Below are 15,312 nucleotides of genomic sequence, written 5' to 3'. Positions count from 1 at the left end.
AGCACCCGGAGCCTTCCGGTCAGATCCGCGTTCTGATGACGGCGGTGCGCTGCCGCTCTGTCTTTGTCATCCCAACAGATCTGCCAGAAGGACCCCGACATGCATATTTCCCAGCTCGCGCTCACGCCGCTTATCTCGCTGATCGCCGGTGTGCTGATCCTCGTCATGCCACGGCTGCTGAACTACATCGTCGCGCTCTATCTGATCGTCGTTGGGCTGCTGGGGCTCTTCCCGCACCTTGCCGGCTGAAACCGGAGCAATTCCAGGAAAAGTGTGAAGCGGTTTTTCGTCCGGAATTGCGTCAGAAGTGCCTCTCAGCCAGCAAAGGAGCGCAGCGCTGCGGCGACGATCGCTTGCGGTGCGTCTTCCTGCATGAGATGGCCGGAGCCGGGAATAAGCGTCAAGCCGCAATCCGGCAGCATGGCCGCGAGCTTGTGGCCGCTGTCTGGCGGTATCCAGCGGTCTTCCTCGCCCCATAGCAAGGAGACGGGGCAGCGGAACTTGCCGTAAAGCGGTTCTACCTCGTCGGTGAAACGCTGATCCATCTGGGCGATCTGCCGATAGAAAGCCGGCTGGCCAATAGGCCCGGTCCATGGCGCGACGTAGGGTTCCAGATCGCTGTCCGACAACGGTCTGGCCGCGGCGCCTGAAATATAGGCTTTCAGGATTGCGACCTGTATATAGTCCGGTATGCCGGCGAACGCGGCCTCATGCTGCCGCACATGCTGGACAAAGGGCGAGCCCCATGGGCGCACCGCCACCGGGTCGATCAGCAACAACCTCTCATAGTCGCAGCCGTCGATCAGATGTGCGCGCAACGCCGTGGCGCCGCCGAAATCATGGGCGATGATCTGAGGCCGGTCGAGCTTCCAGAAGGCCAGCATTGCCGCCAGCGCCTTGTTCTGGATGCCCAGCGAAACATCCTGGCCTTCGCATTTGTCGGATCGCCCATATCCGGGAAGATCGTAGAAATACAGCGTATGGTCGCGCGCCAGTTCCGGTGCGACGCGATGCCAGACATGCGAGGAGAATGGCGTACCATGCACGAGCACGATCGGAGGGCCTGAACTGGCGGTTCCCCACGCGATGGTCGTGCCGTTCCAGTCAAATGTCTGTGTGGGTGTAACCATGGTGCTTCATCGACCGGCTGTTCGTCCGACGACGATAATCCCCCGCGACGCCGTTCAGAACCGCCAAATTCTCACAGCAGCTTCAATGGAACTCACGCAGTACGTCCGGCGATCGCACCGCCAACAGGCTGGGCAGGCCAGCAGTTTCAATATTCCCTTGAGGCAGTTGTCGGCCCAATGCGGCAATAGCGCCATTGCTCTCGGCCCGGCTTTTCGGTATGTGCCTGAAAGATGTCTTCGAAGGGGTATTGCTATGGCTGATCACTCGCCGACCGGTCCTGTCGAACTGGGCGCGAAGATGGACTACGCGGAGCATGACCGCACCTATGCGGGCTTTCTCGCGCTGGCCAAATATGGATCGCTGTTCTGCGGCGCGCTCCTTGTGGCGATGGCTTTCGGCTTCTTTGCGGCAGGTTTCTTCTCAGCGCTGATCCTGTTCGTCCTGCTTCTGGCCGTCGGCGCCTTCATTCTGCGATAGACCTTCCAAAACCCCGTTGCGGTTGACGTCGCCGGACATTCCGGCCGACACTTTGCGCAAACAGGTTCCAGCCGAAAGGATCATGCGGTGGGACAGACGGTTTTCATCCCTCTTGAGCTTGATGCGAACGAGCCGCGCGTCGCGGCCTCGCCCGATACGGTCAAGCGGCTGGCGGCACTTGGTCTCGATGTGGTTGTCGAAACCGGCGCCGGTACGAGGTCGCGTATCCCCGACGAAGAGTTCGCCAAGGCAGGTGCCGCCATCGGCAAGGCTTCCGATGTCGCCAGGGCCGATGTCGTGCTGAAGGTTCGCCGGCCAACGGACACCGAGCTGAAGAGCTACAAGTCCGGCGCTGCCGTCATCGCCATCATGGATCCCTACGGCAACGACGCCGCGGTAGCGGCGTTGGCCAGGGCCGGCGTGACGGCTTTCTCGATGGAGTTCATGCCGCGCATCACCCGCGCGCAATCGATGGACGTGTTGTCCAGCCAAGCCAACCTTGCCGGTTACCAGGCGGTGATCGATGGCGCTTCGGAATATGACCGGGCGCTGCCGATGATGATGACGGCGGCCGGCACGGTGCCGGCGGCAAAGGTGTTCATCATGGGTGTCGGCGTCGCCGGCCTGCAGGCAATCGCCACGGCGCGCCGGCTAGGTGCTGTCGTCACCGCCACCGACGTTCGCCCCGCCGCCAAGGAACAGGTCGCCTCGCTCGGCGCGAAATTCCTGGCCGTCGAGGATGAGGAATTCAAGGCGGCCGAGACAGCCGGCGGCTACGCCAAGGAAATGTCGAAGGAATACCAGGCCAAGCAGGCGGCACTCACCGCCGAGCACATAGCCAAGCAGGACATCGTCATCACCACGGCGCTGATCCCCGGCCGGCCGGCACCCAAGCTGGTCTCGGCGGCGATGGTCGCCTCGATGAAGCCGGGCTCGGTGCTCATCGACCTTGCGGTCGAACGCGGCGGCAATGTCGAAGGTGCCGAAGCGGGCAAAGTCGTCACTACAGCCAACAACGTCAAGATTGTCGGCCATCTCAACGTGCCCGGCCGCGTCGCCGCATCCGCCTCACTGCTTTACGCCAGGAACCTGTTCGCTTTCCTCGAGACGCTGGTCGACAAGACCACGAAAACGCTTTCCATCAACCGCGATGACGATCTGGTCAAGGCAACGATGCTGACCGACGCTGGCCGTGTCGTGCATCCGGCCTTCGCCAAGGCTGACCAGCAGCCTCATGTTGAGCCGGCCGCGATCCCGGCCACGACGATGGTTGCCGACGCCTCGGTTGCACCAGAGAAAGCCGCGCCCAAGAAAACTGCCGCATCCAAGTCGTCCTCGTCCAAGTCGAAAGGGACCGCGTGATGGATCAGACCCTGCAGAAAGCCCTCGATCAGCTCGACCAGGCATCCGCCGCCGTCAAGCTGGCGGCGCAGAACCTGGCCAACGCTCCAGGCGGTGCCGACGCGGCGGGTGACGCCGCGCACGCGCTGTCCGGCGGCGCGATCGATCCCTTCGTCTTCCGTTTCGCCATCTTCGTGCTGGCAATCTTCGTCGGCTATTACGTCGTCTGGTCGGTGACCCCGGCGCTGCACACGCCGCTGATGGCCGTCACCAACGCCATCTCCTCGGTCATCGTCGTCGGTGCGCTGCTCGCCGTCGGCATCGCCGCTTCCGGCATCGCAGCCGGGTTCGGCTTCGTCGCGCTGATGCTGGTGTCCGTCAACATCTTCGGAGGCTTCCTCGTCACCCAGCGCATGCTGGCCATGTACAAGAAGAAGGACAAGTAGCGCGCCATGAACGCCAACTTCGCGTCCTTCCTCTATCTGGTTTCCGGCGTCCTGTTCATCATGGCGCTGCGCGGCCTGTCGCATCCGACCACCAGCCGCCAGGGCAATTTCTACGGCATGATCGGCATGGGCATTGCCATTGCCACCACGCTGGCGCTGGCAACCCCTTCGGCCGGCCGCTTCGGCCTGATCGTGCTTGGCCTCGCCATTGGTGGCGGTGTCGGCGCCGTCACTGCGCGCCGCATCGCCATGACCTCGATGCCGCAGCTGGTCGCCGCCTTCCACTCGCTGGTTGGCCTTGCCGCCGTCATGGTGGCGGCAGCCGCCATCTATGCGCCGGAAAGCTTTGGCATCGGCACGAACGGCGACATCCACGCCCAGGCCCTGATCGAGATGAGCCTTGGCGTCGCCATCGGCGCCATCACCTTCACCGGCTCGGTCATCGCCTTCCTCAAGCTCGATGGCCGCATGTCGGGCAAGCCGATCATGATCGGTGGCCGTCACTTCATCAACGCCGCGCTTGGCGTCGCGCTGATCGTGCTGATCGTGCTGCTCGTCACCACCGAAGCCAAACTGGTGTTCTGGCTGATTGTCGCCGCCTCGCTGGTGCTCGGCATCCTGCTGATCATTCCGATCGGCGGCGCCGACATGCCGGTCGTCGTCTCGATGCTGAATTCCTACTCGGGCTGGGCAGCGGCCGCACTCGGCTTCACGCTTGGCAACCTGGCGCTCATCATCACCGGCGCGCTGGTCGGTTCGTCCGGCGCCATCCTGTCCTACATCATGTGCAAGGGCATGAACCGAAGCTTCATCTCGGTCATCCTCGGTGGGTTCGGCGGTGAAACGGCGGCAGCAAGCGATGACGGCATCGAGCGCACGGTCAAGCAGGGTTCGGCCGACGACGCCGCTTACCTGATGATGAACGCCCAGAAGGTCATCATCGTGCCCGGCTACGGCATGGCGGTCGCCCAGGCGCAACACGCGCTGCGCGAAATGGCCGACAAGCTCAAGGCCAACGGCGTCGACGTCAAATACGCCATCCATCCCGTGGCCGGCCGCATGCCCGGCCACATGAACGTGCTCTTGGCCGAGGCCAACGTGCCTTACGATGAAGTGTTCGAGCTCGAGGACATCAATTCGGAATTCGCGCAGGCCGATGTCGCCTATGTCATCGGCGCCAATGACGTCACCAACCCGTCCGCGCGGGATGACAAGAGTTCACCCATCTACGGTATGCCGATCCTCGACGTCGACAAGGCGCGCACCTGCCTGTTCGTCAAGCGCTCGCTCGGCTCCGGCTATGCCGGTATCGACAACACGCTGTTCTACAAGGATGGCACCATGATGCTGCTCGGCGACGCCAAGAAGATGACCGAAGAGATCGTCAAGGCCATGGATCACTGATCCGGCCGCAACTCAAGCAACAGAAAAGCCCGGCTTCATGCCGGGCTTTTCTTTTCAGCGGTGTAGTCAGTTTCAGCGGGTGGTCAGGAAAACCGCTTCCTCTTCGTCGCGCTGCCTGCCGCCGAGAGCGGCCGCGGCACTCGCGATGAAGGCACCGATGACCAGCGACAGGGCGCCAAGCAGGGCAAAAGTCGCGCTGCCTTTCCTGGCGGTGTCGGCAGCCTGCTTGGCCTTGACCTTGGCGTCCTCGACCTTGGCAACCAGGGCTTCGACACGCGCCTTGGCGTCGGCCTCAGACAGGCCAGTGCGGGCGGCAACGAGTTGCGACAGATAGGTCTTGTCGTCGGCCGAAATCTCGCCGGCCGCCGCACTGGCGATCAGGATGCGCGAGGCCTGGCCAACCGCGGCGGCATTGCCGTCCGGACCAGCCGCCGCGAGCTTGCTCGCATCGGCCGGACGGAACAACGAATCCACCAGGTAGGAGGTCGCGTTGTCGGTCGATGCGCTGCCGGCGTTGGCAGAAGCACCAGCCGATGCACCCATGGCGGCACCCGAAGCCACGGTGGACACCGCCTGTACGCCTGAGCCGACTACCGCGGAAAGCGCCGAGCCAAGCACACCGACGACAAGCAGCGTTGCCAACGCCCAGGCAAGGAAGCCATGAGCGGTGTCACGGAAATACACTTCGTCAGTGTGGACGCCGACCCATTTGGTGCGCAGGCGTCCGGCAAGGTAACCGCCGACGCCGGAGGACAGCCATTGCACGATGACCAGCCAGGTGGCCGTCGACACAGCGAAGGTGGTGATCGACGCGCCGGACCCCGACCATGGTGAAACCATGCTGAGCCCAAGCCCTGAGCCGAGCAGCATGAGGATGAAGGTCAGCGTCGAGGCCGCGAAGGCGCCAGCGATGATCGGTCCCCAGCTGACAGCTGTGGAGGACGATTCTTCTGAAGCGGACAGGTCGATAGCCGATACGGTGGGCTGCATCGACGCCCCCTACCGTACGAACAGCATGATGAGAATGATGATCGGGATCGGAATACCGAGCAACCAGAGCAATATGCCACGTCCCATGAAAGGCCTCCTGTGAGAAATTGTGATCGATGCTGTCACAATGTCGTCGGAGGACTTCCGTTCCGGCGGGTATGAAATGATTTTATTGGTACAGTCGGAACAATTGGCGCGCGGCCGCTCCGCACTGTCTGAACCCGATGATGCTGTTGTGATTTGACCCGCAAATCGAGTTGGGCGAAAGCGGACACATTGTCCCCGCCTCGGGCCACCAATTCCTCTGACGCCACATTTCCTTTCTGAGCAGAAAGCCCAATGTCCCTGACGAAGTTGCGCATGCAGCAAAAAGCAAAAGCCCAGCGGATTTTGGATGCTGCCTGTGGGCCGCGCTTGGCAATTTTCGCCGGCCTGGCCTTTCTCTGTGGAGTGTTCGTTTGGGGCGGAGCCTTGGCGGCCACAACCACTGCGCCGGCTGGTGTGGTGCCGACAGGGTCAGTTACCCAAGATATCGGGCATCTTTCTCCGGTGGGATTTGAAGTGGTTCGCATTCCCAATGGCGACGAAGCGCCGCTGGCCGCCGGCATCTGGTACCCGACTTCAGCCGAGCCGCGCGATGTGCCGCTGGAAAGCTTCAGGCAGCGCGTCGCTCCTTCCGGTCCGGTAGAAGGCCATGCGCTGCCGCTCATCGTGATCTCGCATGGCGGCGGCGGCTCATATGCCGGGCACTACGACACGGCGATCGCCTTGGCGAGAGCCGGGTTCATCGTCGCCGCGGTCAGCCACGCCGGCGATACCTACGACGACCAGAGCAAGGTGCTGATGCCATGGCGCCGGCCCGCCCAGCTAAGCCGGCTGATCGATTTCATGCTGAAGGACTGGCAAGGACATGCCGACATCGATCCGCAGCGGATCGGCGCCTTCGGTTTCTCGAATGGCGGCTTCACCGTGCTCGTCGAAGCGGGCGGAGTACCCGATCTCGGCAGGATAGACCCATACTGCGCGGCAAAGCCGCAGCACGATCTTTGCACCGCGTTGGCGAAAGCAGGGGTCCATTCCATTGCAAAAGCGGTCCAACCACCGCCGGAGGCATGGAAGCGTGATCAGCGAATCCGTGCCATCGCAGCTGCCGCGCCGGCGTTCGGCTTCACCTTCGACCGGGCCGGCCTCGCGTCGGTTCAAATCCCGGTGCTCCTATGGCGCGCAGCCGAGGACCGGCATCAACCCGACCCCTGGTATGAGGAACAAATCCGTTCGGCGCTGCCTCGACCGCCGGAGTACCATGTCGAACCCATGGCGGGTCACTATGCGTTCCTGCCGCCATGCAGCGCCCAACTGCGCGTCGCCGCTCCCGGAATTTGCATCGACGGCCCGGGCTTCGACCGGGCCGCGTTTCACCAGCGCCTGAACGACGCCCTGGTGCGTTTCTTCAGGGCGGCGCTACGGTCTTAATGCTGCGCGCTTTTTGGGCGACATGCATCAGATATCCAGATTGGCGACCGACAACGCGTTGTCCTGGATGAACTCGCGTCTTGGCTCCACCTCGTCGCCCATCAGCCGCGAGAACAGGCTGTCGGCATCGGTCGCATCGTTGACCTTGACCTGCAGCAACGAGCGCACATTCGGGTCGAGCGTGGTCTCCCACAGCTGCTCGGCGTTCATCTCGCCGAGACCCTTGTAGCGCTGCATGGTCAGTCCCTTGCGACCGGTCGCAAAGACCGCATTGAGCAGCGCCAGCGGCCCTGAAACGATTTCGGAGACATCCTTGCGGCGCAGCACCGGCGGCGTCCCGTAGATTTCGGTGAGACGCGGCGCATAGCGGTCGAGCTGGCGCGCATCGGCCGAATTGATCAGTGCCAGGTCGAGGTGGGCGTATTCCTTGACACTGCGCACGGTGCGCTCGAACACATAGCCGCCAGTGCCCTCATTCGAGGTCGACATGCGGCCGGTCCAGCCGCGCTCGGTGTCCTCGGCGATGATGTCGAGGCGTTTTGCAATGCGCTCCGCCATCGCATTGGCGCGGCCAAGATCGTCAAACACATCTGGATTGAGTCCGCCGGCGATCGCCGCCTGTTCGACCACGCCTCTGTTATAGCGTGTGTGCAGCCCGTTGATCAGCTGGCGCACGGCCAGCGCATCGTCGATGGCGCCGCGCAAGTCCTGTCCCGTTCGCACCTCACCTGAGCCGAGCGACAGTGAGGCCTCCTCCAGTCCCGAGCCGATCAGGAATTCCTCGAAGGCGCTCTCATCCTTGATGTATTGCGAACTCTTGCCGCGCGTCACTTTGTAGAGCGGCGGCTGGGCGATGTAGAGATGGCCGCGCTCGATCAGTTCCGGCATCTGCCGGAAGAAGAAGGTGAGCAGCAAGGTACGAATGTGGGCGCCGTCGACGTCGGCGTCGGTCATCAGGATGATCTTGTGGTAGCGCAACTTGTCGGCGTTGAACTCGTCCTTGCCGATCGAGGTGCCGAGCGCGGTGATCAGCGTGCCGATCATCTCGGAGCCGAGCATGCGGTCGAAGCGGGCCCGCTCGACATTGAGGATCTTGCCGCGCAGCGGCAGGATCGCCTGGTTCTGGCGCGAACGGCCGCCCTTGGCCGAGCCGCCGGCGGAATCACCCTCGACGATGAAGATTTCGGATTTCGCCGGGTCGCGTTCCTGGCAGTCGGCCAGCTTGCCCGGCAACGACGTGACGCCAAGCGAGCTCTTGCGGGTGATGTCGCGCGCCTTGCGCGCCGCTTCACGCGCCGCTGCGGCCTGGATCACCTTGTCGATGACCACCTTGCCCTCGGACGGGTGCTCTTCCAGCCAGGTGCCGAGCGCCTCGTTGACCAGCCCCTCGACCACCGGACGGACTTCTGACGAAACCAGCTTGTCCTTGGTCTGCGAGGAGAATTTCGGGTCGGGAACCTTGACCGACAGCACCGCCGTCAGCCCTTCGCGGCAATCGTCACCGATCAGCGAGACCTTTTCCTTCTTGGTCAGACCAGAGGACTCGCCATAGCCGGTGATCTGGCGCGTCAGCGCGCCACGGAAACCGGCCAGATGGGTGCCGCCATCGCGTTGCGGGATATTGTTGGTGAAGGCCAGCACGTTCTCGTGGTAGCTGTCGTTCCACCACATCGCCACTTCAACGGTGATGCCGTCGCGCTCGGCCTTGATGGCGATCGGCGTCTCGATCAGCGGTTTCTTGACCCGGTCGAGATATTTGACGAACTCTTCCAGCCCGCCATCATAGTGGAGCTCATGGCGCACAATGTCGGCGTGGCGGGCATCGGTCAGAATGATGCGGACGCCGGAATTGAGGAAGGCGAGCTCGCGCAGCCGGTGCTCCAGCGTGCCGAAGTCGAATTCGACCATGGTGAAGGTTTCGGATGACGGGAAGAAGGTGATCTGGCTGCCGCTGCGTCCCTCATAGGTGCCCGGCTGCTTGTTCTGCTCATAGCTGCCCGTCGCCTTCAGCGGCGCATCGGCATTGCCATGCGTGAAGCTCATCTCGAAGATCTGGCCGTTGCGGCGAATCTTGAGCTTCAGCCATGCCGAAAGCGCGTTGACCACCGAGACGCCGACGCCATGCAGGCCGCCCGACACCTTGTAGGAGTTCTGGTCGAATTTGCCGCCGGCATGCAGCTGCGTCATGATCACTTCGGCCGCGGAAATGCCTTCGCCGGTGTGGATATCGGTCGGAATGCCACGGCCATTGTCGATCACCGTCACTGAACCATCGGGGTTGAGCGTCACGGTAACGAGGTCGGCGTGACCGGCCAGGGCCTCGTCGATGGCGTTGTCGACCACCTCGTAGACCATGTGATGCAGGCCCGAACCGTCGTCGGTGTCGCCGATATACATGCCGGGGCGTTTGCGGACAGCGTCCAACCCCTTCAAAACCTTGATGGAATCGGCGCCGTATTCGGCTTCGGCGCCGTTTGTGTTCTCGGTCTGGTCGCTCATGAAAACCTGTTGTCTAGATGCCGCTTTTACAGCGCGAAAAATCGGCCCCGAATCGCGCGTCTGATATCGACTAGATATAGGCGCTAAAGGCGGTTTTTCCAAGGTTTGCGGGCATTTCCGGGCTGAATCCCGGGCTGGCAGCCGGCTATTTTTTTCGAGCGCCGAATTTGGCGAGAAGATCGCGCAGATATTTGATCGTGGATTTGTCCCGGGGCGCCAGCCGGCCCGTGCGGTCGAGCTCCAGCGTCAGGGTCAGCGCCTTGGTCAGCACCGCCTTGGGATCCTTCGCCACATAGGCATAGTTGATGTAGGCCTGCACCAGGTCGAATTGCCAGATCGCATTGTTGGGATCGGACTGGGCCAGTCGCTGGCGGATCGCGAGGCTGGCTTCGAAGGCCTTCTTGGAGCCCTCGAAATGGCGCTGTTTGGTCTCCAGCATGCCGATTTCCGAGAGCGTGATCGACAGGTCGCGCTGCCAGTCGGAATTGGCTGGATCGAGCTTGGCCAGCCGGTCGGCAATCACAAGACTGTCTTGGTAGTTTTGCAGTGCGTCGCCGACATTGCCCTGGGCATCGAGCACACCGGCGACCTTTTCCAGGCAAACCGACAGGTCGCGCTGCCATTCGGTGTTGCCGGGGTCATCAGCGGCAAGGTCGTGCGTTACTGCCAGTGCTTGCTGGTAGGAAGCCAGTGCTGCCGGCCAGTCCTGCTGGTCGTTGAGCGCGTTGCCAACCTTGTCGTAACTGATCGACAGGTCGCGTCTCAGATCGGTATCGTTGGGGTCGCGGCGCACCAGTTCTTCGGCGATCGCCTGGCTCTTGGCGTAGGCGGCGAGCGCACCGGCGGCGTCGCCGCGCTCGCGCAGCACGTCACCAATCCTCTCCTGGCTGACAGCGACAGCGCGCTGGCGCTCAGGGTCATCGGGTTTGTCTTCGGCCAGAACAAGCCGAATTCTCAGGCTCTCTTCAAAGGCCGTCCGGGCGCCGTCCAACTGGCCGGCGGTCCGGGCAAGGTCGCCGATTTCGTCATAGGTTATGGTCAGGTCGCGCAGCAGATCGGCGCTGTTCGGGTCGGCATTGGCCAATTGCTGCTTGATGGACAGGCTCTGTTGGTAGGCCTGGGCGGCCGCGCCCACATCGCCTTGCGTCGCCAGCACGTTGCCGATCTTGTCATTGGCCATGGCAAGATCATCAAGCCAGCCTTTCTTGTCCGGCAAGCTTGCGGTCAGGTCCTGCAGCATGTCCCTGGCCGCCTCATAGTTTTCGAGCGAGGTTGGCAGGTCGCCTTGCGCCATCTCTATGTTGGCGAGCTTGATATGGCTGATGGCGAGATCACGCTTGACGCTGGGGTCGGTCTCCTGACGGGAACGCTGCTCGAGGTTGGCCACCAGCGCGGTAAAGGCGCGGCCGGCCGCCTCGACATTGCCCACCGTCGTATAGAGAATACCGAGTTCCTCCAGCGTGCGGCTCTGGCGATCGGCCTGTTCCAGGTTGAGCGAGGTCTGACCGGCCTCGCCATACAGCGACAGCACTATTTCATAGTCCTTGATGGCCGTGGCGTAGTCGAGATCGGCGCGCGCGGCGCCGCCGGACAGATAGACCGTGGCGGCTTCGGACAGGGTGCGGCTGACGAAATTGACCTTCAGCGCCTGGCGCGAGACGTTGTCGATGTCGGCGGCCTTGGCAAGGATAGCGCGGGCACCGTCGAAAGCGCCAAGCGAAAGCTGTTCCTCGGCCTGCCGGCGCAGCTCTGTCACCTGGGGATCGTCGGAGGCGAGCGTCTTCATTTCGCTGCGTACCTTGACGAAGGCGTCGGCAGCCTCGCGCAGCCTGGCATTCAGGCTGTCCGCCGACAGATGGCTGGTGTCGGTGCCGATCAGCGCGCCATAGAGCGGCGCCAGCGGCATGTCGGCATCGCTGGCGATCTGTTCGACCTCGCCGCGCATTTCCGGCGTCACATCGGCCATGGCCAGCAGTAGCCGCTCGCGTTCCGGCAGCTGTTGCTTGGCCGCTGCGGCAAAGAACAGTTTTGGCAGGCCACTTTCGACATAAGGCAGCTGTTTGCCGCGCGACAGGTCATAGACCTCCTGCTGCACCAGTGTCAGCACCGAGCGGATTTCGAGCCCGTCCGTGCCGAGATATTTGGTCAGCGCCGTGGTGAAGGGCGAGTTCTGGCCGGTGCCGTCGGCGGCTGTCTCGCCGGGCGCGGCCGAAAAGGCGAACAGGATGTTTTCCGCCCGACCGATGCGGCCAAGACCTGGCTTGACCTTGTCAACGACATCCTTCGCCAGCGACGTCGCGCCACGCCCGTCGCCGCCGCTCCCCGAGAACGGATCGCTGCGGCAGGCGTCGAGCACGATCAGCCCGACCTTGGCAGTGGCGGCCACGGCGTCGCGCACCTCTTCCAGCGGCAGGCTGGTCTTGTCCAGCGCGTCGAGCGAGGAGGCATCGGCATCGACCGGCAGCAGCCGGTTGTCGCCTGAGATTTCGACGCCATGGCCGGAGAAGTAGACCAAGGCCACGTCAGCGCCCTTGGCATCCTCGCGGAAATCGTCGAGCGCACGCCGCATGCGCCGGAGGTCGCGGTTGGTTTCAAGCACCACCTCGAAGCCGAGCGTCTTCAACGCCGCTTCCATCGCCTCGCCGTCATGGATGGGGTTGGCCAGCGGCCGGACCAGCCGGTAGTCGCCATCGGCGATGACCAGCGCCACGCGCCGTTCCGCCGCCGCTGTGGCGGTGGTCGCAATCATCAGCAGCAGGGCAAACAGCAAACGCAAATCGAACCGCCCCCGGCTCAGTCCTATGCCGACCATTCCACCTCTTTATGGCGTGAGCAAGCCAGGCCGAGAACCGGCTCTTTCACTTGGCCGGAGCGTCGAGCTGCTTGAGCCGCTTGCGCAACTCATCGGGAATCCAGGCGTCCGTGGGCGAGAGGATACCGGCCTGCTGCATGTCGGATGCGATCTTGAGCGCGGCCGTCAAATTCGAACGGACATCAAGGCCCATCTCGGCCATTTTGAAATGGTCGATGACCATATCGCGCAGCCACATCGAATTGTCCGGATCGATGGCAGAGAAGCGCACGGCGATGTCGAGTGACTGCTGGTAGAATTGCGTGGCGAGATCCTTGTTATCAGTTCTTGCCAGGAGATCGCCGATCTTGCCGCAATTGATCGCCAGATCGCGTTGCCAGAGGCTGTTGCTGGCGTCATTCCCAGTGAGGGCAAGCGATGCATCGAGTGCCGATTTGTAGGCGGACAGCGCCGCGTCCGGCTCGCCATTCGCCAAATGCGCGTCGGCCAGCTTGCTGTAGTTGATTTCGAGATCGCGCAGCCACCGCGTGTTGCTCTGGTCGGTCTTGACCAGCATTTCCCAGATGTGGTTGGCTTGGTTGTAGGCGGCTAGAGCCTCTGCATTTGCCCGCAGATTGAGCTGCGCGTCGCCGATGCTGTCATGAAGGATCGCGATATCGCGCTGGCCCTCAAGATTTTCGGGATCGGCGCTGGCAAGGGCCGAACTCACGCTCAAACCGGCCTGATAGGAAACGATCGCGTCCTTGTATTCGCCCAATATCTGCAGGCTGTCGCCGATCTTGGTGTAGGAGACGCACAGATCGCGCTGCCAGGAAAGATTGCCTGGGTCCAGCTCCGTCAGCTTGCGCCATATGGCAAAGCCCGAGCCGAAGGCGTCGAGGGCTCCGTTGTAATCGCCCTCCATGATCAGCACGTCACCAATCGAATCATGGGCTACGCCGAGCCGGCGCTGCCAGGCAAAATTGTCGGGTTCAAGCCCGGCCACCCGTTTGGAAATGTCCAGCGCCTTCTGGTAATAGGGCATTGCGTCCTTGAGATTGCCCTGTGAGCGCATGACGTAGCCAATGCGGTCGTAGGCAAAGGAGAGATCGCTCTGCCATTCGAGCTCGCTCGGAGCCGCGGCGGCCACCTTCTCGGCCATTTCGGCCGATGCCTGGTAATCGGCAAGGCCATCGGCGAGTTTGCCCTGGGCGACGGCGGTGTCGCCCATCTTGTCCAGGCTGAGTGAAACATCCCGCAGCCAGAGAACATTCGTCAGATCGGTACCGGCACGTCTTGCCGATCCTTCGTTCCATTCCTTGTAGGTCCTGGCGGCGTCATCCAGCCTGCCCAGCGTCGTATAGACGTCGCCGAGCCGGGCAAGCGTCAGAAGCTGCTGCAGCCGATCGTCAGCCGGGATGTCCTCGCCATTGACCTCGCGGTAGAGCGCAGTCGCCTTCTCATAGCCATCCGCGGCCAGCTGGTATCGGAGCAAAGCGCTTGCCGCGCCGCCTTCCAGCGAATGGGTTGCCGCTTCCGAAAGCGTGCGTTCCACATAATTGGCCTTCAGCCGCTGGCGCGAATCCTTGTCGATACCGGCGGCATCGGCGAGCTTGGCGCGAGCGGCGTCAAAAGCACCGAGCGAAAGCTGCCGTTCCGCTTCCTGCCGCAACTGCGTCACCGCTGGGTCGCCCGAGGCGAGCGTGGTCATTTCCCGTTGCACCTTGACGAAGGCATCCGCGGCCTCCCTGAGCTTGGTGGAGCGTGGCTCGGGACCGAGTGCGGCAAGATTCTCAGACAGCAGCGCGCCATAGAGCGGCGCCAGCGGCATGTCGGCATCGCTGGCGATCTGCTCGACCTCGCCGCGCATTTCCGGCGTCACATCGGCCATGGCCAGCAGCAGCCGTTCGCGCTCAGGCAGCTGTTGCTTGGCCGCGGCGGCGAAGAAGAGTTTCGGCAGGCCGCTCTCGACATAAGGCAGCTGTTTGCCACGTGACAGATCATAGACCTCCTGCTGCACCAGCGTCAGCACCGAGCGGATTTCGAGCCCGTCCGTGCCGAGATATTTGGTCAGCGCGGTGGTGAAGGGCGAGTTCTGGCCGGTTCCATCGGCGGCCGTCTCGCCGGGTGCAGCCGAGAAAGCAAACAGAATGTTTTCCGCACGGCCGATGCGGCCGAGACCCGGCTTGACCTTGTCCGCAACATCCTTTGCCAGCGAAGTCGCACCGCGACCGTCGCCACCGCTCCCCGAGAATGGATCGCTGCGGCAGGCGTCGAGCACGATCAGCCCGACCTTGGCGGTGGCGGCCACGGCAGCGCGCACTTCTTCCAGTGGCAGGCTGGTCTTGTCCAGCGCGTCGAGCGAGGAGGCGTCGGCATCGACCGGCAACAACCGGTTGTCGCCCGAGATTTCGACGCCATGGCCGGAGAAATAGACCAATGCGACATCGGCCCCTTTGGCATCCTCGCGGAAATCGTCGAGGGCGCGCCGCATGCGCCGAAGGTCGCGATTGGTTTCGAGCACGACCTCGAAGCCGAGCGCCTTCAATGCGGCTTGCATCGCTTCGCCATCATGGAGGGGGTTGGCGAGCGGCCTGACCAGCCGGTAGTCGTCTTCGGCCATGACCAGCGCCACGCGCCGCTCCGCCACCGCTGTGGCGGTCGCTGACAAGAACAGCAGCAAGGCAAGCAGCAAACGCAAATCGAACCGCCCCCGGCTCAGTCGCTTGCTGACAATTCCACCTCTTTATGGCGCGAGCA

Annotated in this window: 11 protein-coding genes; 6 read left to right on the top strand and 5 right to left on the bottom strand. The window is 62.9% G+C overall.

What is annotated here, in order from left to right:
- The first annotated feature begins 99 nt into the window (after positions 1-99).
- Positions 100-249, top strand: coding sequence for a DUF3096 domain-containing protein (locus EB235_RS01785; RefSeq protein WP_080680904.1), 150 nt, complete (start codon positions 100-102; stop codon positions 247-249).
- 65 nt (positions 250-314) lie between these two features.
- Here EB235_RS01785 and EB235_RS01780 read toward each other — a convergent pair whose 3' ends face one another.
- Entirely contained in the window at positions 315-1,130 is an 816-nt protein-coding gene (locus EB235_RS01780; RefSeq protein WP_027032661.1) for an alpha/beta fold hydrolase, read from the bottom strand.
- 253 nt (positions 1,131-1,383) lie between these two features.
- Between EB235_RS01780 and EB235_RS01775 the strand changes: the two genes are divergently transcribed.
- The 4 genes from EB235_RS01775 (at position 1,384) to EB235_RS01760 (ending at position 4,799) form a co-directional block, all read left to right on the top strand.
- Positions 1,384-1,608, top strand: coding sequence for an aa3-type cytochrome c oxidase subunit IV (locus EB235_RS01775; protein ID WP_027032662.1), 225 nt, complete (start codon positions 1,384-1,386; stop codon positions 1,606-1,608).
- Positions 1,609-1,695: 87 nt separating this feature from the next.
- The gene (locus EB235_RS01770; protein ID WP_027032663.1) at positions 1,696-2,970 is read left to right on the top strand and encodes a Re/Si-specific NAD(P)(+) transhydrogenase subunit alpha; all 1,275 of its coding nucleotides are present in this window, start codon (positions 1,696-1,698) and stop codon (positions 2,968-2,970) included.
- A complete protein-coding gene (locus EB235_RS01765) occupies positions 2,970-3,395 on the top strand; it encodes an NAD(P) transhydrogenase subunit alpha (RefSeq protein WP_032926637.1) in 426 nt (141 codons plus the stop codon). The genes EB235_RS01770 and EB235_RS01765 overlap by 1 nt, the downstream gene beginning before the upstream one ends.
- Positions 3,396-3,401: 6 nt before the next feature.
- Positions 3,402-4,799, top strand: coding sequence for an NAD(P)(+) transhydrogenase (Re/Si-specific) subunit beta (locus EB235_RS01760; protein ID WP_027032665.1), 1,398 nt, complete (start codon positions 3,402-3,404; stop codon positions 4,797-4,799).
- 72 nt (positions 4,800-4,871) lie between these two features.
- Here EB235_RS01760 and EB235_RS01755 read toward each other — a convergent pair whose 3' ends face one another.
- On the bottom strand, positions 4,872-5,789 hold the full coding sequence (locus EB235_RS01755; RefSeq protein WP_027032666.1) for a membrane protein: 918 nt from the start codon (positions 5,787-5,789) through the stop codon (positions 4,872-4,874).
- Between the two features lie 339 nt (positions 5,790-6,128).
- Here EB235_RS01755 and EB235_RS01750 point away from each other — a divergent pair, with 339 nt between their 5' ends.
- Positions 6,129-7,262 carry an alpha/beta hydrolase family protein gene (locus EB235_RS01750; RefSeq protein ID WP_027032667.1) on the top strand — a complete coding sequence of 378 codons (1,134 nt, stop codon included), beginning with the start codon at positions 6,129-6,131 and terminating at the stop codon, positions 7,260-7,262.
- A 27-nt stretch (positions 7,263-7,289) separates the two neighbouring features.
- Here the strand turns inward: EB235_RS01750 and gyrB are convergent, their stop codons facing one another.
- The 3 genes from gyrB to EB235_RS01735 all read right to left on the bottom strand — a co-directional run bounded on the left by gyrB (position 7,290) and on the right by EB235_RS01735 (position 15,253).
- Positions 7,290-9,761 carry a DNA topoisomerase (ATP-hydrolyzing) subunit B gene (gyrB, locus tag EB235_RS01745; protein ID WP_027032668.1) on the bottom strand — a complete coding sequence of 824 codons (2,472 nt, stop codon included), beginning with the start codon at positions 9,759-9,761 and terminating at the stop codon, positions 7,290-7,292.
- Positions 9,762-9,906: 145 nt separating this feature from the next.
- Entirely contained in the window at positions 9,907-12,537 is a 2,631-nt protein-coding gene (locus EB235_RS01740) for a caspase family protein (RefSeq protein WP_027032669.1), read from the bottom strand.
- 82 nt (positions 12,538-12,619) lie between these two features.
- Complete coding sequence (locus tag EB235_RS01735) at positions 12,620-15,253, bottom strand: caspase family protein (protein ID WP_032925823.1); 2,634 nt, start codon at positions 15,251-15,253, stop codon at positions 12,620-12,622.
- Between the last annotated feature and the right edge of the window lie 59 nt (positions 15,254-15,312).

This window comes from Mesorhizobium loti R88b (assembly GCF_013170845.1).
In the GTDB taxonomy this organism is placed as follows: domain Bacteria; phylum Pseudomonadota; class Alphaproteobacteria; order Rhizobiales; family Rhizobiaceae; genus Mesorhizobium; species Mesorhizobium loti_B.
Note: the sequence above shows the minus strand (reverse complement) of the source record. Positions and strands in the feature narration are given on the sequence as shown.

Excerpts from the sequence above, each read along its gene's own strand:
- EB235_RS01785 (WP_080680904.1), top strand. The coding sequence starts at position 100 with ATGCATATTTCCCAGCTCGCGCTCACGCCGCTTATCTCGCTGATCGCC.
- EB235_RS01780 (WP_027032661.1), bottom strand. The coding sequence starts at position 1,130 with ATGGTTACACCCACACAGACATTTGACTGGAACGGCACGACCATCGCG.
- EB235_RS01775 (WP_027032662.1), top strand. The coding sequence starts at position 1,384 with ATGGCTGATCACTCGCCGACCGGTCCTGTCGAACTGGGCGCGAAGATG.
- EB235_RS01765 (WP_032926637.1), top strand. The coding sequence starts at position 2,970 with ATGGATCAGACCCTGCAGAAAGCCCTCGATCAGCTCGACCAGGCATCC.
- EB235_RS01760 (WP_027032665.1), top strand. The coding sequence starts at position 3,402 with ATGAACGCCAACTTCGCGTCCTTCCTCTATCTGGTTTCCGGCGTCCTG.
- EB235_RS01755 (WP_027032666.1), bottom strand. The coding sequence starts at position 5,789 with ATGCAGCCCACCGTATCGGCTATCGACCTGTCCGCTTCAGAAGAATCG.
- EB235_RS01750 (WP_027032667.1), top strand. The coding sequence starts at position 6,129 with ATGTCCCTGACGAAGTTGCGCATGCAGCAAAAAGCAAAAGCCCAGCGG.
- gyrB (WP_027032668.1), bottom strand. The coding sequence starts at position 9,761 with ATGAGCGACCAGACCGAGAACACAAACGGCGCCGAAGCCGAATACGGC.